Source organism: Actinoplanes sp. KI2 (assembly GCF_025630775.1).
In the GTDB taxonomy this organism is placed as follows: Bacteria; Actinomycetota; Actinomycetes; order Mycobacteriales; family Micromonosporaceae; genus Actinoplanes.
Genome location: NZ_JAOSZE010000039.1, coordinates 82,513 through 106,460, shown reverse-complemented (window position 1 = coordinate 106,460; position 23,948 = coordinate 82,513). Strand labels below are relative to the sequence as shown.

The 23,948-nt window shown below is 71.6% G+C and carries 12 protein-coding genes; 8 read left to right on the top strand and 4 right to left on the bottom strand.

Features of this window, described 5'->3' with window-relative positions:
* Window positions 1–227: 227 nt before the first annotated feature.
* Window positions 228–1,265 (bottom strand): glycoside hydrolase family 26 protein, encoded by a 1,038-nt coding sequence (locus tag ODJ79_RS34690; protein ID WP_263027879.1) that lies wholly within the window; start codon window positions 1,263–1,265, stop codon window positions 228–230.
* Window positions 1,266–1,479: 214 nt separating this feature from the next.
* Here ODJ79_RS34690 and bglS point away from each other — a divergent pair, with 214 nt between their 5' ends.
* The 8 genes from bglS (at window position 1,480) to ODJ79_RS34650 (ending at window position 15,616) form a co-directional block, all read left to right on the top strand.
* Window positions 1,480–2,247 carry a beta-glucanase gene (gene bglS, locus ODJ79_RS34685; RefSeq protein ID WP_263027878.1) on the top strand — a complete coding sequence of 256 codons (768 nt, stop codon included), beginning with the start codon at window positions 1,480–1,482 and terminating at the stop codon, window positions 2,245–2,247.
* A gap of 80 nt (window positions 2,248–2,327) precedes the next feature.
* On the top strand, window positions 2,328–3,341 hold the full coding sequence (locus ODJ79_RS34680; protein ID WP_263027877.1) for a LacI family DNA-binding transcriptional regulator: 1,014 nt from the start codon (window positions 2,328–2,330) through the stop codon (window positions 3,339–3,341).
* A gap of 99 nt (window positions 3,342–3,440) precedes the next feature.
* A complete protein-coding gene (locus ODJ79_RS34675; protein ID WP_263027876.1) occupies window positions 3,441–5,042 on the top strand; it encodes an MFS transporter in 1,602 nt (533 codons plus the stop codon).
* A 180-nt stretch (window positions 5,043–5,222) separates the two neighbouring features.
* Window positions 5,223–5,573 (top strand): S-adenosylmethionine decarboxylase, encoded by a 351-nt coding sequence (locus ODJ79_RS34670; protein ID WP_263027875.1) that lies wholly within the window; start codon window positions 5,223–5,225, stop codon window positions 5,571–5,573.
* A gap of 3 nt (window positions 5,574–5,576) precedes the next feature.
* On the top strand, window positions 5,577–6,413 hold the full coding sequence (locus tag ODJ79_RS34665; protein ID WP_263027874.1) for a hypothetical protein: 837 nt from the start codon (window positions 5,577–5,579) through the stop codon (window positions 6,411–6,413).
* A gap of 269 nt (window positions 6,414–6,682) precedes the next feature.
* The gene (locus ODJ79_RS34660; protein WP_263027873.1) at window positions 6,683–8,884 is read left to right on the top strand and encodes a putative bifunctional diguanylate cyclase/phosphodiesterase; all 2,202 of its coding nucleotides are present in this window, start codon (window positions 6,683–6,685) and stop codon (window positions 8,882–8,884) included.
* Window positions 8,885–8,989: 105 nt separating this feature from the next.
* Window positions 8,990–14,038 carry an AAA domain-containing protein gene (locus tag ODJ79_RS34655; protein WP_263027872.1) on the top strand — a complete coding sequence of 1,683 codons (5,049 nt, stop codon included), beginning with the start codon at window positions 8,990–8,992 and terminating at the stop codon, window positions 14,036–14,038.
* An 87-nt stretch (window positions 14,039–14,125) separates the two neighbouring features.
* The gene (locus ODJ79_RS34650) at window positions 14,126–15,616 is read left to right on the top strand and encodes an ADP-ribosylglycohydrolase family protein (RefSeq protein WP_263027871.1); all 1,491 of its coding nucleotides are present in this window, start codon (window positions 14,126–14,128) and stop codon (window positions 15,614–15,616) included.
* Here the strand turns inward: ODJ79_RS34650 and recD are convergent, their stop codons facing one another.
* Genes recD through recC form a run of 3 tightly spaced genes read right to left on the bottom strand, consistent with a single transcriptional unit; the run spans window position 15,617 to window position 23,873 of the window.
* On the bottom strand, window positions 15,617–17,389 hold the full coding sequence (recD, locus tag ODJ79_RS34645) for an exodeoxyribonuclease V subunit alpha (protein ID WP_263027870.1): 1,773 nt from the start codon (window positions 17,387–17,389) through the stop codon (window positions 15,617–15,619). It abuts the gene before it with no gap.
* Window positions 17,386–20,640, bottom strand: a complete 3,255-nt coding sequence (locus ODJ79_RS34640) for a UvrD-helicase domain-containing protein (RefSeq protein ID WP_263027869.1) — start codon at window positions 20,638–20,640, stop codon at window positions 17,386–17,388. Before ODJ79_RS34640 ends, recD begins: the two co-directional genes overlap by 4 nt.
* Entirely contained in the window at window positions 20,640–23,873 is a 3,234-nt protein-coding gene (gene recC / locus ODJ79_RS34635) for an exodeoxyribonuclease V subunit gamma (protein ID WP_263027868.1), read from the bottom strand. The genes ODJ79_RS34640 and recC overlap by 1 nt, the downstream gene beginning before the upstream one ends.
* Window positions 23,874–23,948: the final 75 nt, after the last annotated feature.

Below are 23,948 nucleotides of genomic sequence, written 5' to 3'. Positions count from 1 at the left end.
ACCCTCCGCGAGTCACCGGGGAGGCGGCCGCGCGCGACCCGACAACACCTCCGATACTCAGTATCGTGACGACGGTACTCGGTACCCTACGTCGGGACAAGGTCCCGGCAGCGGACACCGGACGGCCGGCCCCAAACCGCAGGTACGCCGACGGCCCGGGTCCTGGAGACCCGGGCCGTCGGTTTCCTGCCTTGCGGTACGCCTTGGCCATGCGATCGGATCGAAATCTATGCCCGCCGGGCGTAGTCTCCGGCGACGCGCGCCAGCTCGTGGCCGCGGCCGGCCATGTACCGCTGCCGCACCCAGGACTCGAAGGCGGCGAGCGCGGCCGGCGACGAGCCCGGCGACCACGCCTCCTCCTTGGTGAGGTCGAAGTAGGTGAGCAGTTTGAGGTCGGGGTACGCGCCCGAGCGCAGCGTCGCGTCCATGTCGTCGAGCCACTGGGCCTTGTCGCCGCCGTCCTCGGTGGAGGCGAACTCGCCGAGCATCACCGGCCGGTGCGGCGCGACGGCGCGGGCCTTGGCGTACGCGGTGGCGAAGGTCGCGTCGAAGCTGGTCCAGTGGTCGCCGGTCGGGTCCCACGACGGCCCGAAGCCCCAGTTGTATCCGTCGATGCCGACCCAGTCGACGTACCGGTCACCGGGATAGGCACCGGCCGGATCGTTGTACGGCAGATCCGGCGAGGATCCGTTGTTGTACGCCCAGACCCATTGCACGTTGCGCGCCCCGGCGGTCACGACGAGGTCATGGACGTGCCGGTAGGCCCGCACGTACAGCGAAGGGTCGGCATTGTTGTTCGCGATGCCCCACGGGTACCAGTTGCCGTTGAACTCGTGCCCCCAGCGGACCAGGATCGGCAGCCGCACGGCGGCGAACTCGACGGCCCGGGCCCGGATGTAGGTGTCCCAGGCGCCGCCGACGATATCGGCCAGGTGGATCTGCCCGGGGTCGTTCGGGCCGAGCGCGGTGTTCCAGGGCTCCCAGGTGTAGTGCGGCATGATGCCGTGCCGCCAGAGCGCCTTGGCCTCGTTCACCGGGAAGGCCAGGCCGCTCGCCCAGCTGTCGAACCACATCACACTGGCCGGGGTGACGCCGTAGAGGCTTTCCACGTTCGCCGCGATCGCCGTGGGGGCCTCCTCCCGGAACACGCCCAGGTATCGGGTCGGTGACCTCCGGCAGGCGGGCGCTGCTTGCGCGCCGGCGGCATCCGACATCGCCAGCCCCACCGCGGCTGCGGCCGTACCCAGCAGTGTTCGCCTTCGCATCCGTGCCTCCAAGACGGGCGCCCCTCGGACTGGAAGCGCTTCCGGTCAGAACGTACGGCTCAGGTTCATCGATGTAAAGGCTGGCGTCCCGCCCGTGCACGATTGTGGCTCCATCCTTGACAAGGATTTAGCGGGACGGTTACAAAATTGTCACGGACATGTATGGAAGCGCTTCCAGTCTCACTCCCCCATCCCGGTAGAACTGGAGACTTCAGTGATCATCACTCGATCTCGGGCCCCGAAGGCCCTGGCCGCGATCCTCTGCGTGGTCGCCGCCCTGACCGCGACCGCCGCCGCGCCGGCCGAGGCCGCCATCGGCCCCAGCTTCGTCGACAACTTCGACGGGTTCGTCACGAGCCGCTGGTACAAGGCCGACGGCTACAGCAACGGCGGCGTGTTCAACAACGGCTGGCGTGCCGACCACGTCTGGTTCAGCGGCGGCGTGATGGGCCTCAACCTGGACAACCAGCCCTGCCCGAGCGGCTGCTCCGGCAAGCCGTACGCCTCCGGCGAGTACCGCACCACCGACCTCTACTCCTACGGCCGGTTCGAGGCGCGCCTGAAGGCGGTCAAGAACCCGGGCACCGTGACGTCGTTCTTCACCTACACCGGGCCCAGCGACGGCCAGCCCTGGGACGAGATCGACGTGGAGATCCTCGGCAAGAACACCACCCAGGTGCAGCTCAACTACTTCACCAACGGCGTCGGCGGCCACGAGACCGTGCTCAACCTGGGCTTCGACGCCTCGACCGGCTACCACAACTACGCCTTCGAGTGGTGGAACGGCGGCACCATCAACTGGTTCGTCGACGGCGCGCTCGTTCACCAGGAGAACGGCTCGCGCGGGCCGCTTCCCACGCACCCGCAGCGCATCATGATGAACCTCTGGCCGGGCATCGGCGTGGACAGCTGGCTGCAGCCCTTCACCTACCCCGGCAAACTGACCGCCACCTACGACTGGGCCAGATACACGAAGTACTGATGCTCGCGGGTCGACGCGGCCCCGTCTGCTCGGATCGACCCGCTACCCTGGTGGTCGGTTCGAGCGGAGGGGGCCCGGGTATGTCGTCGCCGGTCCCGCCGCGGCCACCGACGCTCGACGAGGTCGCCGAGCGGGCTCGGGTGTCGCGCACGGTGGCGTCCCGGGTGATCAACAATGGGCCGCACGTGAGCCGGGCGAAACGCGACGCGGTGGAGAAGGCGATCCGCGAGCTCGGCTTCACGCCGAACCGGGCCGCGCGGGCGTTGGCGACCCGCCAGACCGGCGTGGTGGTGCTGGCGGTCTCCGGTGACGGGCCCGGAGTGTTCGCCGACCCGTTCTTCGGGCAGATCATGATGGGCGCGTCCACCGCCCTGGAGAAGACCGACCTGCACCTGGTGCTCAGCCTGGCCACCACCGGTCACGGCCAGCGGCGGCTGGAGAACTTCCTGCAGACCCGGGGAGCCGACGGGGTGATGCTGGTGGCGCTGCGCGGTGACGATCCGCTGATCGACATCGCCGCGCGCTCGGGACTGCCCACCGTCTTCATCGGACTGCCGATGCACGGGACGCCACCGTTCTACGTCGAGACCGACAACGCGGGCGGGGCGCGCGCCGCCACCGAGTACCTGCTGCGCGACGGGCGGCGCCGGATCGCCATGATCACCGGGCCGGAGGACACCGCGGTCGGCCGGGAGCGCCGGCGCGGCTTCACCGAGGCGCTGACGCTGGCGGGGCTCCGGCCGTACGCCACCGAGCCCGGGGATTTCATGGAGGCCGGCGGCGCCGCGGCGATGCGTACGCTGCTGAGCACGCACCCGGAGCTCGACGCCGTGCTCGCGGCGAACGACAACATGGCGGCCGGCGCGGTGCGGGTGTTGCGCGACGCCGGCCGCAGGGTGCCCGGCGACGTGGCCGTGGTGGGATTCGACGATCTGCCGATCGCGCTGCAGACCGAGCCAAAGTTGACCACGATTCATCAGCCGGTGCTGGCGCTGGGCCGGGAGGCCGCCCGCATGCTGATCGAGTTGCTCGACGGCGGGCGGCCCGAGCCGTTCATCCTGCCCACGAAGGTCGTGGTGCGGGAGTCGGCCTGACCCCAATCAGGACTTGAGTCGTTCCAGATACGCCCTTGGCTGCGGCCGGAGTGGCTGCTTTGATGGGCTGGACCGGGCTTTGATCGGGTGTGTTGGGCGATGACCGTCGGGATGAAGCGATTGCCGCGCGCGGGAGCGACGCTGGCGCTGGTCACGGTGGGATTGGGGCTCAACCTGCGTGCGTCGGTCCTGCTGGGCCCGCACCTGCACGAGCGGTTCGGTGTCACCCCGGGCTCGTACCTGGCCTTGATCGGGTTGCCCGTGCTGGTGGCGGCCGTGGTGCGGTTGCCGGTGGGGGTGCTCACCGACCGGTACGGCGTACGGGTGATGTTGCCGGCCGTCAGTCTGGTGGCCGCGGTGTCGGTGGTGGCTCTCGGCCTGGCCGACTCGGTGCCGGCGGCGGCCGTCGCGGGAGCGGTGGCGGGAACGGGGAGCTCGGCGTTCGTCGTGGGCGCCGCGCTGGTGTCGAAGACGTTCTCGTACGGCCGGCGCGGCCTGGCCCTGGGGGTGTTCGGCCTCGGTGCGGGGCTCGGGGCGTTGTTCTCCGTGGTGTCGTGGCACATCGCCCACCCGGGGCGGCTCACCGCAGTGCTGCTCGGCGGGTCACTGGTGGGCTTCGCCGTGCTGGCGGCGGTGGTGATCCGGGAGCCGGTCCCGGTCGAGCGCGCCTGGTCGCCGCTGCGCGAGTGCGCGGCGCTGGTCCGGCTGGCCTCGACCTCGTCGGTGTCGCTGCTGTATCTGGTCGCGCTGGGCGGGATGCTGTCGGTCGCCCTGTTCCTGCCCGTCTACCTGACCACGGCGCTCGGCCTCGAGTGGCCGTCCGCCCTGCTGGTCACCGGGTTCGTGGTCGCGCTGGCGTCGGCGGCGCGGCTGCTCGGCGGCTGGCGTACCGACCGCCATCCGACCGCCCGGCTGCTGGTGGTCTGCTACGGCATCGCCGCGGGCCTGTGCCTGGTCGTCGCGGTGGCGCCCCGGTGGTGGGTCGCGGTGGTGGCGATCAGCGGGATGGCCGTCTGCGACGCGGTGGCGGGCGGCGCTCTGCTCGCCCTGATCGGCAAGGCCGCGCGGCCGTACAGCATCGGCGCGGTGATGGGGGTGGCCGGCGCCGCGGGCGCGCTCGGCGCGCTGATCCCGCCGCTGCTGATCGCCGGTCTGCACCGGTTGACCGGCTCCTACACGCCGGCCTGGGCCCTGCTGGCGGCGATCCTGCTGGCCGCGGCGCTGTACGTCCGGTCGCGTGATCTCCACGTCGGGCTGGGTCTCGCCGTCGGGTTCCGCCCGGGGCCCAGCCCCACCGCGACGACCGTGGCGGTCCTCGGCGAGCCGGAGACCCGGTCGTGTGCCGCGGCCGTGGTGGCCGAGCTCGCCGAGTTGGCGACCAGCGACGAGCTGGTCGTCGTCTACGGCGTCGACGAGCCCGCGCGGCTCGGGCTCAGCGCCGCCGGCCTGGCGTCCGGCCTCCGGTCCCGGCTGCCCCGGCACAGCGTCGTCGTCATGCCGATCGACGAGCATCCCGACCTGCTCGGCCGGGACGCGCTCCGGCTCGGCGAGCACGTCGAGGCCGGCTCGCTCGCGATCGCCGTCACCTCGGCGGCCCGGCGGCAGGGCGTCGCCGCCGACCTCTCGATCTACCTGCAGGCCGACCGGGTCCTGACGGTCTCGTACGACCGGGCCGCGGGGGCCGAACTGCACCCGGCTTGAGCCGGTCCGCCGACCGCTTGTGTTGTTGGTAACTGTGCGCGAAATTCCGCACCATTCCATCCTCTTGTGTCATTCCATGCGGACTTCCGGCGGTTGACGCTAAGTACCGAATTGCTAGATTTGCTTACTAAGCCAGCTATGCTGCTTTTCCACCGATTCATCCCCTCGAAAGGCCCCTCCGTGATCGCGTTCAAGGACCTCGCCCCGTCCATCCACCGCCAGCGCCTGGTCGTCGAGGGGTATCCGACATTCGTGATCACCGATGAGCACATCAAGGAGTACCTGCAGAAGCTCTCGGTCGTGACCGACATGATCACGCTCATCGAGCCGGTGACCCACATCAGCGACCTGTACGGCTGGGCCGGCTGGATCCACTGGGAGACGTCCGGCGCCCACTTCTACTCGTGGGAGCGCCCGGTCCAGTTCTTCAGCGTCGACGTCTACACCTGCAAGCAGTTCGACCCGGAGGCCGTCGTCGAGTTCACCCGCGAGTACTTCCGGACCACCGAGATCGTGGCCAAGGAGTTCTGAGCCGTGCCGACGACGACCACCGAGGCCGGCTACGACCTCGACACCACCGAGGCGCGCCGCCGCATCGCCGACTTCCTCGCCGCCCACCCGGGCCGGACCAGCCGGTTCATCTCCGCGGTCGTCGGACATGACCACCCGCTGGCCAACGTCGGGCGGATGGTCGAGCGGCTCACCTTCGAGGAGGCGTTCGGGAACGACACCACGGTGATGACCGCCGAGTACGGACCGTACGAGGATCGCAGTCTGTTCTTCGTGATCATCGATCGGGAGCAGGGCGTCCCGGCGGGCGCCGGACGCATCATCGAGGGCACCGGGATCGGCCTGAAGACCGTCGACGACGCGCCCGCGCACATCGGCGTCGACGCCGAGGCCATCCTCGCCGCGCACGGGATGACCGGCGAGAAGGCGTGGGACTTCGCCACCGTCACGGTGCTGCCGCAGTATCGGGGCGGACCGTCGCAGTTGATGGTCAGCTCACTGCTGTACCGCTCGTTCCTGCTCAGCGGCGCCCGCGCCCAGGTACGGCACATCGTGACCATGCTGGACCGCCGCGTGTACGAGAACATGTCGACGCTCGGCGTGAGGCTGCAGCCGCTCGCCGGCTCGGGACCGTTCGTGTACCTCGGCTCGGCGGAGAACCGCGCGATCTACTGCGACTTCCCCGAGATCGCCTCGGACATCGCGGCCCGCGGTGAGCGCCTGTCCGGGCGGCGGCCGATCGGCGACGACGACCTGGCGCGCAAGCTGAGCGGGCTGCCCACCAGGCCGGTCTCCGCCCGGGTGAGCGAGCAGATCGGCACCGGCGCCGGGCTGGACGAGCACATCATCCTGCCGGGCTGAGGAAATCAGTCAAGCTCCGAAGCGTTCGCCCCGTCCTCGGCCGGCCGCGTCAGCTGCCGTGCAGGGCGAGCAGTGCGCCGCGCAGACATCGCCAGGTACCAGGCCAAGAGCCTCGGCGAGCACGGCTTCCCGGTGTACGACGCCGGGGTCTGGCCGCGGCGATCTGACCGCGCATCGGGTTCGGCAACCGGACGACAACCGCGCGATCACTGCCGGCGCTACCGAGAACACCGAGATTCCTACTGATGGCGACGGTCAGGGGGACGACTATGCGCGGATGGTTTCCGGCCAGCGGTGGCCTGCGCGACGAGGACTGGAAGCGCCGCCACCGGCTGCTGACGGTGCTGCTGCCGGCGAGCGCGGTGACGCTGACCGTCTTCGGTCTCGCGTACACCGGGCTCGACCGGGTCTGGCTGCTGTCCGTCGCCGCGATCCTCGCCTGCGCGGTGGGTGCGGTGCTGCTGCGCCCGCGCCGGCTGCCCTCGATCCTCGTCGCCGCCGGGCTGGCCGTCGCCTGCGACGGCTTCCTGGTCATGTCCGACGGCCTGACCGTGGCGCACTTCTCGTTCTTCGTCGTCGCCGCCGCGCTGGCCCTCTACCACGACTGGACGCCCTTCGGCGTGTTCCTGGTCACCGCCCTGGCCGGTCACATCGCCTACGAGCAGAGCGCCATGACGCACCCGTGGGCCTGGGTGCTGCAGTACGGTCTGGCGGTGCTGGGTGCCGCGGCCATCCACGTGGTGTTGTGGCGCGTGGTCGAGGCCGAGGAGCGGCGGGCGCAGGACAGCCTGGACGCCAGCCAGGCGCAGCTGAGCATGGCGTTCGACGAGACCCCGGTACCGATGGTCATGTTCGCGCCGGACGGCCGGATCCAGCGGTGCAACACGGCGTACCGCAGCTGGCTCGGCCTGCCCGACGAGCTGCCGCCCGACTTCGCCATCACCGACCTGCCGCTGACCTGGGTGGGTCACGAGGCCGACGAGCTGCTGCCGACGATCCTGCGCGCCCCCAACGCCTGCACCACGAGCACCCAGGCGTTCCAGCGCCACGACGACGGTTCGCTGATCTGGCTCGAGACCATCACCAACGGGCTGTACGACCGGCAGGACCGACTGCAGTCGATCTTCATTCACCACCGGGACATCACCCGGCAGCAGGAGCACGAGGCCGCGCTGCGTCGTCAGGTGCGCCAGGACTCGCTCACCGGCCTGCTGTCCCGGTCCGCGTTCGAGGTCGACCTGGCCGAGCTCCTGGACGCGACCGACGGCCCGGTGTGCGTTCTCTACCTGGACGTGGACCGGTTCAAGACGATCAACGACGGGTCCGGCCACACCGTCGGCGACGACGTGCTGCGGGTCCTCGCCACCGTGCTGGGGCTGATCGTGCCGCGGGACGCGGTGATCGCCCGCCTCGGCGGCGACGAGTTCGTGATCGCGTACCCCGGCTCCCCCGACAGCGGCCTCGACATCGGCCGGGAGGTGCTGACCTCGCTGGCCCAGCCGCTGCCGCTCGCCGGCGGCCAGGTCAAGGTCGAACTGAGCATCGGCCTGGCCATGGCCGAGGGCCGGGGGCAGGCCGAGCAGGCCGTCCGGGCCGCCGACACCGCGATGTACGCGGCCAAGCGCGCCGGCGGCAACCGCCTGGAGATCTTCAACGAGCAGATGCAGGTGACGGTGCAGCAGCGGATCACCGCGGAGACGCGCCTGCGGAAGGCCCTGGACGGTGACCGCGCGACGACCCTGCCGGTCTGGTTCCAGCCGATCGTCTCCGCCGCCGGCACCATCCTCGGCGCGGAAGCCCTGGTCCGGATGCGGACCGCCGAGGGCGAAATTCTCGCGCCGGGTCACTTCATCGGGGCCGCGGAGGAGACCGGTCTCGTGGTGCCGCTCGGCGAGCACGTGCTCGCCTCGGCCCTGCACCGCCTCCAGGAGTGGCAGCAGGAGCTGGGCTACGTGTCGGTCAACGTCAGCCCGCGCCAGCTGAACGAGCCGGACTTCGTCCCGACCGTGGCCAAGCTGCTGGCCGACAGCGGCCTCGAAGACCCGTCCCGGCTGGTCCTGGAGATCACCGAAACCGCCCTGCTGGGGAACTCCACCGACATCCGCGACCGGCTGGACGCCATCAAGGCGCTCGGCGTACGCATCGCCCTCGACGACTTCGGCACCGGGTACAGCTCGCTGACCTGGCTGCAGTCCGTACCCACCGACATCGTCAAACTGGACCGCTCCTTCGTCGCCGGCCTGGCACACGACCAGCGCAAGGAATCCATCATCTCCGCGGTGCTCTGGCTGGCCCGCTCGCTGAACATGTCCGTGGTCGCCGAGGGCGTCGAGGAGCTCGCGGACTGGGAGGCGCTGCGCGCCGCCGAATGCCCGGCGATCCAGGGCTACTTCTTCAGCAAGCCGGTCGCCGCGGAGGACTTCCGCGACATGCTCGCACCGCTCCGTGAGGAGAGCCTGAAAACGGCGTGACTTCCCGGCCGTCGCCGGCGTCGCAACTCGTCGAGGACTCAACTGCCCGGCGTCACCGCCGAAGGGACTGTCGAGGTCATGTAGACACTGTCGACGGGGAGAACGATGGACTCCGATGCCGAGCTGACACGCGAGCGGCAACACCTGCTCGACATCCTGAAGTTCCGCGCGGAGAAGCACCGGGCGCACCGCGACATCGACTACGACATCGACGGCAAACCGGCGCGTCTGCGCATGGACGGGGAACTCGGCAACCTGGACAAGCCGGTGGCGGTCGGACGCATCGTCGACCCCGACGGTCCGCTCTACATCGGTCCGGCCACGCTGATCGGCCCGGACGGCGAGATTCTCACGGTCAGCTGGAAGGCCGACGCGGCGCGCCGGTTCTTCGAAGCCGACCACCGGAATCCGCTGGGCGTGATCAGTCGCCGGAAGTTCGACTTCGACGAGGACCTCGTCCTCACCTCGTTCCAGGAGGTCGTCTTCGAGCAACTCGTCGACGACATCGCAGCGCTCGAGGGCCGGCCGGACCTGAGCGTGGACGCCGCGCTCCTGGCCGACCTGGAACGGTCCCGCTCGGGCGAACTGCGCGAGATCGTGCAGACCATTCAGGCCGCCCAGTACGACCTGATCACCGCGCCGCTGGATCGGGTGCTGGTCATCCAGGGCGGCCCGGGAACCGGCAAGACCGCCATCGCGATGCACCGCATCTCCTGGCTGCTGCACCAGCACCGCGACCGGCTGCAGGCCCGCGACGTGCTGGTGGTCGGCCCGACCCGCGCCTTCTCCCGGTACATCCGCGACATCCTGCCGGAGCTCGGCGACTACGACGTCCGGCACCTGGCGGTGGATCAGTTCTTCCGGGGCGCGGCCGGCCGCGGACACGACACCCCGGACGTCGCCCGCCTCAAGGGCGACGCACGGATGGCGAGGCTGATGGTCGCCGCGCTGAACTCCGCCGTTCGCGGTCCCGGCGCCGAGCCGACCATCTCGGTCAGCGAGGGCAACCTGCGCCTGGAGGCCGCCCCGATCCGGGACGCGGTGGCCCGGCTCGCCGCGGAGAACGGTCCCTACCTGGTACGCCGACGTACGCTGCGTGAGCGCCTGCTGGGCGTGATCGAGCGCAGTTCCGCCTGGATCCCCCAGCGAACCGTGGAGGCGGCGGCGACCTCGCTCACGAACCGCTTCTGGCCGACGTTCTCGGCCGAGGCCCTCGTGCGCCGGGCGCTCACCGAGACCCTGCACTCCGACGCCGGTCGGCGCCTGTTCGACGACACCGAGCGGGATCTGCTGGCCGCGGGCGCCGAGACGTCCGGGAGCGTCGCCGACGTCGCACTGTGGGACGAGGCCGAGGCGTGCCTGAGCGGCAACCCCGACCAGTACGACCTGATCGTCGTCGACGAGGCCCAGGATCTGTCCGCGATGCAGTTGCGGGCCGTGGCGCGGCGTTCCCGCTCCGGCGCCGTCACGCTGGTGGGTGACATCGCCCAGTCGACCGGTCCGCACGCCCGCGACAGCTGGATCGAGGTTCTGGCGCACATGCCGGTCCTCGCGCCGCACACGGTAGAGCACCTGCGGTACGGGTACCGCGTGCCGCGTCAGATCTTCGCGCTCGCCGCCCCGCTGCTCGCCTCCGCGGCCGCCAATGTGCCCCCGGCACAGGTGGTACGGACGGGGCCGGCCGAGCCGGGTCTGCACCCGCGCAGCGGCGCCGATCTGGCCGCCCAGGTGGTCGAGGTGGCCCGGGCTCAGGCCGGGGACGGGCACTTCGTCGGCATCGTCTGCGCGGAGCCGCAGCGCGCCGTGATCGTCCGAGCCCTGGACGAGGCCGGGATCCGCTGGTCCGACGTGGACCGCGATCAGTTCGGCACACCGATCGTCCTGGCCAGCCCGAACGCGGTGAAGGGACTGGAGTTCGACGCAACCGTGGTGGTGGAACCGGCGGAGATCATTCGGTCGGACCCGCGCGGACACCGGCTGCTCTACATCGCCATGACCCGCTCCACGAAGTATCTGGACCTGGTGTACAGCGACGCGAACGTCGACCACCTCAACCTGCCGGAGCCCGCGGGTCAGCCTCCGGCGACCGGTGAGCGGCAGCACTCGGCGTTGGTCGAGCAGATCGCTCAGCTGGTCGCGGAGGAATGCCGCAAGCGAGTCGACGAGCTGGCCGGCGCGGCCATTCGCGACGCCGTCATCGCGCACGTGGCCGGCCTGCTCGGCGGTCCCGAGACCGCACACCCTCCGCTGCTCGACCCGCCGCCGGACGACACCCCGGCCCGGGTGGTTCAGTGGACTCGTAGCCTGATCGACCTGAGCCTGCGCAACCCCCTGCTCAACCTCCCCTCCGGCGGCACGGGTCTGCGCCTGGACCTGCCCGGCGGGGCCCTCGCCGTACTCGATGATCTGATCCACGACGGTGCGGCGCTCGAGCTCCTGTCCGCGGACGATCCGCGGCTCGCGCGCGGCGACGCGTCGCCGGACAAGGTCGCCACCGCCATCGCGCACCTGAACGCCGGCCGCCTGGTCACCAACGTCTCCGGCTACCACATCACCAAGAAGCTGCGCGGGCTGCAGCGCGACGCGCTCACGATGCGTCAGGAGACCGGAAGCAGCTACCTCTACCTGACCCTCGGCAGCCTCGTGCACCGCAAGTCGACCGGGGAGCCCGCGCACGCGCCGCTGTTCCTGCTGCCGGTACACATCGACGGTGGCATCGGCGGCCGGCCGTACACCATCGTGGCCGACACCTCCGAGCTTGCCGTACCCAACCAGTGCCTCATCGAATGGCTGCGCGTCAAGCACGGTCTGCGCATCCCCGCGCTGGAGAACCCCCAGACCGACGCCTCCGGCATCGACATCCCGCAAACCCTGCAGGCCATCCGGGACAGCCTGCTCGAGCGGGGCATCCCGTACCAGGTCACCGAGGCCGCCAGCCTCCGCCCGCTGAAGTTCGGCGCGTTCGGGCTGTGGCGCGACCTCACCGAACATTGGCGCACTTTCGCGACCAACCCCGTCGTCGAGCGCCTCATCACCGGCGCCCGGATGGCCGCGGACATCTCGGCCCGGCAGTTGGACGACGTGGCCGTCGATGAAACGGCGTTGGTACTTCCCCTGCCCGCGGACGGTTCCCAGCTGAAGGCCGCCGCGGCCGCCGTCGCGGGTCGATCGTTCGTGCTGGAGGGCCCGCCCGGCACCGGGAAATCGCAGACGATCACGAACCTCATCGCCGGCGCCCTCGACGGGGGCAAAACCGTGCTGGTCGTTGCGGAGAAACAGGCCGCGCTCGACGTCGTACGGCATCGGTTGGAGCGGACCGGCCTGGCACCGTTCATCCTGGACCTGTACGGGGTCAAGCAGACGAGCCGGACGATCCGCCGGAGCCTGCACGACGCGATCGGCTACACCACCGGCGCGGTGGACCCGGCCTATCCGGCACTCGAGTCGGCGTACCGGGACAGCGTGCGCGAGCTGACGGAGTATCAGGGGCTGGTCTACCGCCCCGGTCCCGGCGGAAAGTCGCTGTGGTCCGCCTGGCTGGACGCGCAGGGTTCCTACGACGTCCTCCAAGACTGGTCGGCGCTCATCGACTCGTTCGACTCCCAGGCACACACGCGGCACATCGACGAGTTGGCCACCGCCGGCGCCAAACTGCGCGAGCATCTGCCAAGCCGCCTCGCGGGCCGCCTCGTCACGCGTCGCAACGATCTGTTCCGGCAGCGGCCAGCCGACGTGACGACGCTGCGCGAGCAGCTGCGGCCCCGCGTCGGTCCCTCGTTCCGCGACCTCTTCCAGGAGTTCGCCGACCTGGTGCTGGCCACCACGCCGTGCGTCCTGGCCAGCCCCGCCGCGGTGGCGAACTACCTCGCTCCGGGTGCGGCCACGTTCGACCTGGTGGTCTTCGACGAGGCTTCCCAGGTGCGGGAGGCGGAGGCGATCGGCGCGATGGGCCGCGGCCGGACCACCGTGATCGTCGGCGACGCCAAGCAGATGCCGCCGACGACCGTGATCAAGACCGCCCGGCTCGATGCGAGCGGCGACGGATCGGCCGAGCCGGACAGCATCCTCGACGGTGCCGTGGAGGTCGGACTGCCCCGGCACCGCCTCTCCTGGCACTACCGCAGTCAGCACGAGTCCCTCATCGACTTCTCCAACAACCGTTACTACGACGGGGAACTGCGGACGCTGCCCCCACCGGCGCTCAACAACCAGGCGATCGGCTGGCGCCGGGTCGACGGCCACTACGACCGCGGCGGCAGTCGCGACAATCCCCGCGAGGCCCAGGCGATCGTGGCGGAGATCCAGCGCCGGGTCGGTGACCCGGCCACCGCCGGCGACTCGATCGGCGTGGTGACCCTCAACATCGAGCAGCGGGACCTGATCCTCAACCTGCTGGAGACCAGCCCCGATCCCGGCGTCATCGCCCGCATGGGCGGCGATGAACCGATCTTCGTGAAGAACCTGGAAACCGTCCAGGGCGACGAACGTGACCTGATCCTCTTCTCGCTGGGGTACTCCACCAACCCGACGACCGGGAAGGTCCCGTTGCACCTGGGCCCGCTGGCGCGGGCGGGCGGCGAGCGCCGGTGGAACGTCGCCATCACCCGGGCCCGCCGGGAGGTGCTGCTGTTCGCGTCCTTCGACCCCGAGGCCATCGACGCCAAACACGACTCCTCGCTCGGCATTCGGCACCTGCGGGAGTACTGCGAGCTGGCCGCCCACGGCCCGTCGGCCACCAGTGACCGGATCGACTCGCCGGAGCGGGAATCGGATGCCCTGCTGGAGTCGGTGGCAACGGCGATCCGCGCGCGGGGTCACGAGGTGGCCATCCGGTACGGCCGCTCCCACTTCACCGTCGACATCGCCGTCCGCGCGCCCGGGTCCGCCCGCTGGCAGGTGGCCGTGATGGCGGACGGCCCGGCCTGGAACGCCCGCCCGACCATCGCCGACCGCGAGTTGGCGCCGGCTCTGCTGCAGTCGTTGATGGGCTGGTCGGCGGTGGAGCGCTTCTGGCTGCCCGGCTGGATTCAGAACCCCCACGAACTGCTCGACCGGATCGACGCGGCCGTCGCCGAGGCGAACCGAGCCGAGCAGCCCGGCGACCGGAAGCAAGGCCGTGTCGTGGGAACCTCCCACAGCTGGGCAGTCGCCTGACCCGAATCTTCGGCACCGTGACTGGCGGGTGGGCAAGAATCCGTGAATCGCTGGGCGAAGGATTTCGCCCAGCCGACAATCGAAGGCATGGTCCTGAGCGCGCCCGTACGACTGACCGCCATACAGAGTGACCGTGCCGCCGGGGTGTTGCTGGGCGCCGCGTGCGGCGATGCCCTCGGCGTGCCGTATGAGTTCGCGGCTCCGCCGCCGGGCGGGGAGGCGCCGCGGATGAGCGGTGGCGGGCTCGGTGACTACGCGCCCGGCGAGTACAGCGACGACACGCAGATGGCCGTGTGCATCGCCGAGGTGGCGGCGACCGGCGTGGACCTTCGCGAGGCCGCGGCGCTCGATCGGATCGCGGCGAACTTTGTGCGGTGGCGGACCGAGGGGGCCACCGACATCGGCATTCAGACCCGTCGGGTGCTGGATGCGGTCAAGGGGCACCGGCCGGACGGCCTCGGCGCCGCCGTACGGGATGCTGCTCGCGCCCTGCATGAGGAGACCGGCAAGAGCGCCGGCAACGGCTCGCTGATGCGTACGGGCGTGGTGGCGCTCGCGTATCTCAGGGATCCGGTGACGATGGCGGAGGCGGCGCGGGCCGTCAGCGATCTGACCCATTTCGATCCGCTCGCGGGGGACGGCTGTGTGCTGTGGTGCGCGGCGATCCGCCGGGCCGTGCTCGATGGCACGTTCGACGGGCTGCGTGAAGGGCTGGAGCTGATTCCGGACGAGCGCCGGGGGCACTGGGCCGGGTGGCTCGACGAGGCGGAGCGGCACCCGCCGGCGCATTTTCCCAACAACGGGTTCGTGGTCACGGCGCTGCAGGCGGCGTGGTCGGCCATTTCGGGTACGGCGGTGCCGGGTGACGATCCAGGTAGCGGTGTTTTCGCCTGCGACCACCTGCGGGACGCGCTGTATGCGGCGGTGGGCGCGGGCAACGACACGGACACGGTGGCGGCGATCGCGGGCATGCTGCTGGGCGCGCGGTGGGGCTCTTCCGGCGTACGTCTGGATTGGCAGCGGGCCGTGCACGGCTGGGAGCGCAAGCGAGCCGCGGACCTGATGGCGTTGGGGTTGCTGACCGCCGCGGGCGGGAAGCCGGATCGGGTGGGCTGGCCGGGCTGTGACCGGATGGAGCCGCCGATCTCGCAGGCGTTGATGGTCGCGCACCCCGACGACGACGGTGTCATCCTGGGCAATCTGGTGACCGATGCGGTCGCGGCCGGGGTGACGGCGGTGGTTTCGCTGTGCCGGGTGGGGCGGTCGCAGTTCGCCGGTGTGCCCGCGGCAAATCAGGTGCAGGTGTGGCTGGTCGATCAGCCGGGGGCCAATGCGAACACCGCGTTCGCGCTGGACCAGGCGGCCCGGATCGTGCTCGCCCTGCGCGACGAGGGTCATCGGGTGCTGTTGCACTGCGCGGCGGGGCAGAGCCGGACGCCGGCCGTGGGCGCGCGATACGCGATGCTCCGCAGGGGCGTGGACGGGAAGGCGGCGCTCGGCGAGATGCGGGCTCTGCTCGCCGATCACGGCTACTACGTCAACGAGGAGCTCCGGCGCATCGTCGAAGCATTTGGCTAGTCAGAGGCCCACGGAGAGGCTTTCGCGCAGACCGCTCGCTCGGGCGATCGGCCGGTTCACCGCCGCCCGCACCGCCTCCTCGCTGCCGAGGATGCGCAGGCCGCTCTTGGCCCGGGTCACCGCGGTGTAGAACAGCTCTCGGGTGAGCAGCGGGGAGGTGGCCGGCGGCAGCACGAGGGAGACGCGGTCGAACTGGCTGCCCTGGCTGCGGTGGACGGTCATCGCGTACAGCGGCTGGGCCTCGGACACCCGGGACGGCGGGATCAGGGCGATGTCGCCGCCGCGGGCGAAGGCGGCGCGCAGGCCGTCCGGGGTCTGGATCACCACGCCGGTGTCGCCGTTGTAGAGGCCGGTGTCGTAGTCGTTGGCGGTGATCAGCAGGGGGCGGCCGGGGGCCGGTTCGGTCAGTTGGCCGGCGGGCAGCCAGCTTTCGATCTGGGTGGTCCAGTGGGTGACGCCGTGCGGGCCGTGCCGGTGGGCGCAGAGCAGCCGGTGCGCTTCCAGGCCGGTCAGGGCGGCCGCGGCGTCCCCGCGTTCGGCCGCCGAGGTAACCAGGGACAGGCTGGCGATCACGTCGCTGCGCAGGCCCGGCGATTCGTCGGCGGGTGACTCCACGAACTCGATTTCCGCGCTGCCGGAGCGCAGCAGGGTCAGCACGGCGTCGTCGTCGCCGGCCCGGACGGATGCGGCGAGCCGGGCGATGTCGCCGCCGAAGCGCCAGATCCGGTCGAGCGTGACGACGCCGTTGGCGACCGTCGGTGCGGGGAAGCCCAGCGAGCTCAGGGCGTCGTCCAGGGCCGGTTCGGGCGGTCCGGCCGCGGTGACGATGTCGCCCAGGACGGCGCCTGCTTCTACCGAGGCGAGTTGGTTGGGGTCGCCGACGAGGATGAGCCGGGCGTTCGGGCGGACCGCCTCGATCAGCCGGGCCATCAGGGTGAGCGAGACCATCGACGTCTCGTCGATGACCACGATGTCGTACGGGAGATGGTTGCCGCGGTGGTGCCGGAACCTGGTGCGGGAGCCGGGGCGGCGGCCGAGCAGCCGGTGAACGGTCGAGGCGTGCAGGTCGGGCAGCGGAAGATCGCGGGCCGCCGACCGGACCGCCTCTTCCAGGCGGGCGGCCGCTTTGCCGGTGGGTGCGGCCAGGGCGATGCGGGGCGGGTCGCCGGGTTGCGCGCACAGCACGGCCAGCAGGCGGGCGATGGTGGTGGTCTTGCCGGTGCCGGGTCCGCCGGCCAGCACGGCGACGCGGCGCAGCGCGGTAACCGCGGCGGCGAGCCGCTGCCGGTCCGCGTCGGCGTCGAAGAGGTGGTCGAGGTCGGCGCGCAACCGCCCGAGGTCGACCGGCGGTGCGGTGGCCCGTTGCTGCAGGTGCCGACGGACCAGTTCCTCGTCACGCCAGTAACGGTCGAGGTAGAGCAGGCCGCGGACCAGGCGCATCGGCCGGCCGGATTCGCCGGCCGCGGACACCACCGGGCTGAGGGCGCAGGCGACCAGCCAGGCAAGCGGATCGGGCCACGGCAGCGTGCTCACGTCGATGTCCTCGTCGGCCGAGGTGGTGTGGTGCGCGGTGGCCAGGTCGATGCAGACCGAGCCCAGCCGCAGGGCCCGTACGGTGAGGGCGATGGCGAGGTGGACGGTCTCGTCCGGCTCGCCGCCGAGCATCGCCACGCGCCGGGCGATGTGGACGTCGGCGAGGCTGAGCACACCGGCATCGTTGAATGAAGCCAGCAGGCCGGTGGCTCGCAGCGCGCGCTCGATGACGACGGTCATGGGCGGCCGCTGTCGAGCAGGTCGGACAATTCGGTGATCAGGGTGTGCGGGGGACGCCAGCTGAATACCCCGTACGGGATGCCGTCGGTTATTGGCGTTTGGGGTCCGCACATGCCGCGCAGGAAGAGGTAGAGCACGCCGCCGAGATGCGCGGCCGGGTCGTAGCCGGGCTGACGCCAGCGCAGATATCGGTGCAGGGCGACCGCGTAGAGCAGGGCTTGGAGCGGATAGTGCGCGGCGATCATCGCCTGGTTGAGGGCCTCCGGCCGATAGTGGTACGCGGTGAGCGAGGACCCGGGTGGTCCGAGCCAGTTGGATTTGTAGTCGATGACGACGTAGCGCGGGCCGGGCAGCCGCACCACGGCGTCGATGCTGCCCGCGAGGTAGCCGCGCAATGGTTGCGGGCCGAGCGGCGGGGTGCGGAGCCGTTCGGCGTAGCCGGCCATCGGATCGGCGGGGTCGAGGTGCCGGGCGAGGGCGTCACCGATGACGCTCAGCGTGCTGCCGGCGCCGGGCCTCGGCCGGTCGCCGCCGTGCAGCGGCAGCTCGAAGTCCAGCTCGTTGAGGCGGTCGCCGGGCCCGAAGTCGGCGAGCCGCCGCTGGTCGGCGAGCGGCCCGAGCGGGGTGTGCAGTGCGGGCGTCAGGGCGGTTGCCAGCTCATGCGCATCCAAACTGGACGCCGGGCCGAGCAGGGTCTCGGCGTGCGTGACGAGGTCACCGGCGGTGAAGTCGGCCCGTTCCAGCACGGCGTGCAGAAGGGTGCCGAAGGTGGCTCCGGTCGGGAGGGCGCTCATCGGTGAGGGCAGACCGGATCCGTCCCCGGTGGATGGCAGCGGCGGCATGGTCTCGTCGTCGTCCTCGAGGCCGGTCTCACTGTCCACGCCGGGGCCGTCGTGCTCACCGGCGGTGAGGCGCGAGTACGAGGTGCGACGCCAGCCGAGGTCGAGGTGGCGGGTGAAGCGGGCCGCCGTGAGATGCGGCGGGCTGAAGCGAGACGCCTGCCAGGTGACGGGCGGCCCGGCCGGGGGCACCGGGCTCACCGCGAAGTCCACCGACGCGAGACCCTGCAGGTGGTGCAGGGCGGCGGCGTCGTCCGGCACGTCGTACTGAGCGTCGGGGTTCTGTGCGTCCGCCGGCCGCCCGAACAGGAAGCGGTGCAGGGCCGACGACCGGGTGTTCGCGGTCGGCGCCCACCACGCCACGACCTGGCAGGCGGCGCGAGTCAGGGCCACGTACATCAGCCTCAGGTCCTCGCCGTCCTCCTCGGCTCGATGTCGGCGTAGGGACTCCTGGAAGCGGGGGCCGCCGGGGCCGCCGACGTCGAGCACCCGAGCGCCGGTGTCGTCGTGCAGGCGCGGCAGGTCGGGGTCGGCGACGAACCGGTCCCAGCCGAACGGCAGGAAAACCACCGGGTACTCCAGGCCCTTGCTGCTGTGCACGGTGACGATCTGCACGGCGTCGGCGTCGGATTCGAGCCGCCGGCTGCGTTCCACGCTGACGTCGTGCGGGGCGTCCTCGATGCGCCGGCGCAGCCATTCGGTGACCGTGGTCAGGCCGAGTCCGCCCTCGACGGCGGCGGCGTGCAGGGCCATGCCCACGTGCCGCAGATCGGTGAGGTGGCGTTCGCCGGAGCGGCGGGCGAGCAGCCGGGCCGGAAGCCCGGTCGCGGTGATCGCTTCCAGCAGGGCGGCGATGCCGCGGGTGCCGACCAGCCGGGCCCAGTGCCGCAGGGTGCTGCCAAGCTCGTCCAGCTCCGCCTCGGTGGCGGTGGCCAGCCGTTGAGCGGACCATCCGATCAGGCCGGTCAGTGCGGCGGCCGCGACCCGGGTGCCGCGGTGCGGCTGTTCGAGGCCTTCCAGGACGGCGAGCCAGTCCCGGGCGGCCGCGGTGCCGAACACGCTGGTGGTGCCGGCCAGCACCGCGGGCAGCCCGAGCGCGGACAGCGCCTGCTGAACCTGGGTGCTCTGCCGATGGGTACGCACCAGCACCGCGATGTCGCCCGGGGCCACCGACCCCGCATCGAGCAGCGCCACCACTTCCGCGGCCAGATCCGCGGTGACCGCGGCACGGGCGTCGGGTGCCGAGATCAGGCCGGACCTGTTGAGGGCAAAGCCGGTGCGGCCCAGCACCCGCAGCCGGAACGGGGCGCCGGGCAGCCGGGCGGCCTCGTGCGCCGCGCCCACCGGCCGTACGGTGATCCGGCCGTCGCCCAGCGCCGCGGTGCCGAACACCGTCTCGAAGGCGGAGAGGACACCGCGGTCGCTGCGCCAGTTCGTCGCGAGCGTGGCGTGCGCCGGTGCGTCGCCGGACGCGGACAGATAACTGATCACGTCGGCGCCGCGGAACGCGTAGATGGCCTGTTTCGGGTCGCCGATCAGGATGAGCGTGGTGTGGCCGTGGAACGCGGTGCGCACGATGTTCCACTGGACCGGGTCGGTGTCCTGGAACTCGTCGACCAGCACGACCGCGTACCGCTCACGCAGGCGCCGGCAGGCGGCCGGTCCCCGGACCGGATCGCGCAGCGCCTCGTCGAGGCCGGAGAGCATGTCGTCGAAGCAGTACAGCCGTCGTTCCCGCTTGCGTCGCCGCACCTCGTCTCGGACCTTCGCCGCGAACCGGTACCGCACCTGCGCCACGTCGTCGAGCGGCGCGTCCGCCGGCTCCAGCCGCGCCTGCCCGTCGGTGACCGCCTGCCGGGCGATGGCTAGGGCCGTCTGCCGCCCGAAGTGGGGATCCGGCGCGTCCGGGGTGGCGTACTTGCGGACGTACAGGTCGTCGACGACCTCGGTGATCAGGTCGTCGAGGTCCTCGACGAAGACGCCGTCCGGGTCGGTGTCCGCGGCGATGCCGAGCCCGGCCAGCACCTGGTGGCAGAACTGGTGGGTGGTGGCGATGGTCGCGGCATCGAAATCGGCGACGACGGCGGCCAGGCGACGACGGCGAAGAGCAACCTCCTCCGGTACGGCGTCGGCCAGCAACCCCAGCACCAGGTCGTCCGACGCCCGCGCGCCGGCCGGGTCGGCGAGCCCACGTTCCGCGCTGACCAGGCGTTCCCGGACCCGCTGCCGCAGTTCGGCGGTGGCCGCCCGGCCGAAGGTCACCAGCAGCAACTGGCGAAGATCGTGGCCCTCGGCGACGTACCGGGCGGCCAGCGCCGCGATGGTGAACGTCTTGCCGGTGCCGGCACTGGCCTCCAGGATCGTGGTACCGGTCGGCAGCGGCCCGCGCACGTCGAACGCGGTCGCCGTCATCAAAGCTGCTCCGTCGTCTCGGCCCGGCACAGCGGCTCCCACACCCGCATGGCCAGCACACCAAACCGGGTCCGATCACCGTCGAGCAGCCGGTCCAGCGCGGCGTCCGGGCCCCACACCAGGCGGTGCTCGGCATCGTCGGCCTCGCCGCCGCCCTCATACCGCGTCCATTCGGCACGGGCTTTCGCCAACGCGCTTTCCGGATTCCCGCCGGCGATGCGGCATTTGGCGTACGCGTGCGAAGCCTTGACGCTCCACGGGAGCGGCTCGCACAGTCCCTCGTCGGACAGCGCGACCAAGGCGGCCAGGTGTTCCTCGGCGATGGTGGCATCGATCGGCCCGAACGACGAGCGGGCCAGTTTTCCGCGTACGCCCCGGCCGATCGTCACCACCCGCCACGGTGTCCCGGGCCGGGCGGCGGTCAGGACGAGCAGGTTGAGCCACGCCCGCAGGCGATGCTTCGGCGAGACCTTCGAGTACGAGACCGCCACCACCGTGTCGCCGTGCACGTCGCCGACCGTGCCGGTGACCTTCCGCCCGTCCGGCAACGCCACGGTGACGTCGATCGCCTCCGGCGTCCCGGCCAGGTGCGTCATCGCCGCCGCGGCGAGGGGCTGGACCTCGTCCGCGATCGTGTCGAGCAGGCGGGCGCCCAGCGGGCCGGGCGGCACCATGCCCCGCCGCCACTCCGCCTGCACGCACCGCGTCAGATCGGCACCGTCCAACAGGGACCGAAGCAGCCGCTCCCCCACCGACCACTTCTCGAGCGCGTCCAGCTCGACCGGCAAACCGTCGGCCGGCTCCCCGTCGTCGCCGAAGTAGCCGACCCCGAGCCGGCGACGCACGAACGCCCGTACCGGATGGGCGAAGAACGCCTGCAGGTCGACCAGCTCGACCACGTCGCCCGCCGGCGGCGCCAGCGGCGCCGGCAGGAAGGGCGGCTCCTCCTGCCGCTCCCCCGTCGCGGCGACCGCCCCGGCCAGCGCGACGGTGTCGAAGCTGAACGGCCCGGTGAAGTTGCGGGCGTCGAACGGCTGCAGCGGATGCCGGGTCAGCACCACGTCGCGCATCGGGCCAAGCGCATCCAGCAGCTCGTCCAGCGGGACGGCCGGCGGGCGCGGCGCGTTCGTCCGCTCGCTCGCGCCCGAATACAGCAGGACCAGGGTGTCCGTCGCCGCCATCACCGCGTCCAGCAGCAGCTGCCGATCCTCGCCGCGCAGATCCCGCTCCCCCACGCACGGCGTCCGGCCGAGCAGATCGTCGCCGTCCACTCCGCCGCCGCGCGGGAAGGCGCCGTCGTCCAGCCCGAGCACGCAGATCACCCGGTGCGGCACCGACCGCATCGGCACCATCGTGCACATCGTCAGGTCGCCGGTGCGGAAGTTGGCCCGGGTCGGGCTGCCCCGCAGGTGCTCGCCCAGCAACGACCGGACGTCCGCGAGGCCGAGGCCGGCGGTCTCGGCCTGCTCGCCCGCGGCCGCCAGCTCACCGTCCAGTTGCGCGCGTTGCCAGGCATCCTTTTCCGGTACGGCGGTGAGCGCGTCCACCGCCGCCCCGATCGCGCTGAACCACTCGGCCGGCGGTCGTTCGCCGGTGAATCCGGCCAGCACCGCGGCGAGCCGATCGACCAGCTCGGCCAGCCGCCCGGCGAGGTCGACGTCGCTGGAGTCCAGGTCGTCCAGCGGCAGGGCGGTGCCCAGCCAGCACGGTTCCTCCTCGGACATCGCCGCGCCGAGCAGGATCCGGTCCAGCCCCGCCACCCACGTGTTCGAGCGGGCCGGCACCAGGAAACGTGACCGGTGCTCCGGATCCAGGCCCCACCGCACCCCCGACTCGACCACCAGCTCCCGCAGCCGATCCAGATCGTCGTCGTCGAACCGGAACCGGCGGCGCACCGGCGCCATCCCCGCCAGGTCGAGCACCTGCGCCGCGGTGACCCGCGCGTCGGCCAGCTCGATCAGGTGGGCCACCACCCCGAACAGCGGATTCAGGTGCCGCAGCGCCCGGTCGGCGAGCCGGACCCGCAGCCGGTGCGCGGGATGCTCGGCGTCCGCGCCGAGCCCGAACGACGCCGAGATCAGCGGCGCGAACACCTCGATGTCCGGGCACATCACCAGAATGTCCCGCGGCTCGAGGCCCGGGTCGGCGGACAACAGCCCCAGGATGACCTCGCGGAGCACCTCGACCTGCCGGTCCGGCCCATGACACGCATGCACCTGAACGCTGCGATCGGCCGGATCCGCGGCAAGCTCGCCCAGTTCTTCGTCGGCGGCGATCGCGCTCTGCAACCGCCCGAGGAGAGTGCCCGGGAACGCCGGGCCGCGGTGATGCCGCGCCTGGGCCGCACCCAGCGTCAGCTGCACCTCGCGGACGTCACGCCCGAGCGAGGCGAGCAGCGGATGCCGCGGCAGATCCCTCGTCGGGTCACTCTCCCGGGCCAAGGGCAACACCCTTTCCGTGTACGGGCGCAGCCGCTCCCACAGCACCGGCGACGGATGCGGCAGCCACACATGCACGTCGCGTCCCGCCGCCAGGGCGTCCAGCAGCCTGGCGTACGCGACCGGCAGCCTGGTCGGCCCGAACACCGACAGCCGCTCGGGCAGCGGCGAGCAGCCCGGATCGTTCCGCAGCGCCGCGCAGACCTCGGCCAGCCGCTCGGCCGGCGCCGGCACCGGCATCCGCCCGGCCAGACGCCGGAAGAGCTCGGCCTGCCACCCCAGATCGTCCGGCAGCCGACCACCGACACCATCCGCGTCCGCACCGGCCGACCACGCCCGCAGCATCTCCGGCCGATGCCGGCCGTACGAGTCGAACAACTCGGCCAGGCGCCGGGCGGTCGCATAACGCCGGCCGCGCCGCACCGGATCGCCGTTGATCGCACCGAGATACGCCGCCAGGGACCGGCACCACGGCTCGGCCAGGCATTCGTCGACGACCGTCAACAGCGGCCACACCAGCCGGTCTGGGCGCCACGGATCGTCACCCGAACCCGGCATGCCGACCTGCTCCAACAGCCCGGCAACCGAGGGAAACAGCACGTTGGCGCAGACTCCGCCGTCGCCCGTCCCCGCACCGAGCCGATGCGACAGCCGCTGCGCCAGCCACCGCTCCACACCCTTGGACGGCACCCCGACGATCTCCGCCGCGAACGGGTCCCCGAGCGGCTCCGCCAGCAGGCCGGCCAGAGCATCCGCCAGCCGATCGGTCCGCTCAGCGCGATGAATGAGCAACATGTGGTCTCGCAACGCCCCCGTGCCGCAACGCCACCGTCCCCCATCGGTGATGGCGCACCAGCCCAGCCTCAACGG

What these genes read in the sequence shown, in the direction of transcription:
- ODJ79_RS34690 (WP_263027879.1), bottom strand. Translation starts at nt 1,265, where the DNA reads ATGCGAAGGCGAACACTGCTGGGTACGGCCGCAGCCGCGGTGGGGCTG.
- ODJ79_RS34680 (WP_263027877.1), top strand. Translation starts at nt 2,328, where the DNA reads ATGTCGTCGCCGGTCCCGCCGCGGCCACCGACGCTCGACGAGGTCGCC.
- ODJ79_RS34675 (WP_263027876.1), top strand. Translation starts at nt 3,441, where the DNA reads ATGACCGTCGGGATGAAGCGATTGCCGCGCGCGGGAGCGACGCTGGCG.
- ODJ79_RS34660 (WP_263027873.1), top strand. Translation starts at nt 6,683, where the DNA reads ATGCGCGGATGGTTTCCGGCCAGCGGTGGCCTGCGCGACGAGGACTGG.
- ODJ79_RS34655 (WP_263027872.1), top strand. Translation starts at nt 8,990, where the DNA reads ATGGACTCCGATGCCGAGCTGACACGCGAGCGGCAACACCTGCTCGAC.
- ODJ79_RS34650 (WP_263027871.1), top strand. Translation starts at nt 14,126, where the DNA reads ATGGTCCTGAGCGCGCCCGTACGACTGACCGCCATACAGAGTGACCGT.
- recD (WP_263027870.1), bottom strand. Translation starts at nt 17,389, where the DNA reads ATGACCGTCGTCATCGAGCGCGCGCTGCGAGCCACCGGCCTGCTGGCT.
- ODJ79_RS34640 (WP_263027869.1), bottom strand. Translation starts at nt 20,640, where the DNA reads ATGACGGCGACCGCGTTCGACGTGCGCGGGCCGCTGCCGACCGGTACC.
- recC (WP_263027868.1), bottom strand. Translation starts at nt 23,873, where the DNA reads ATGTTGCTCATTCATCGCGCTGAGCGGACCGATCGGCTGGCGGATGCT.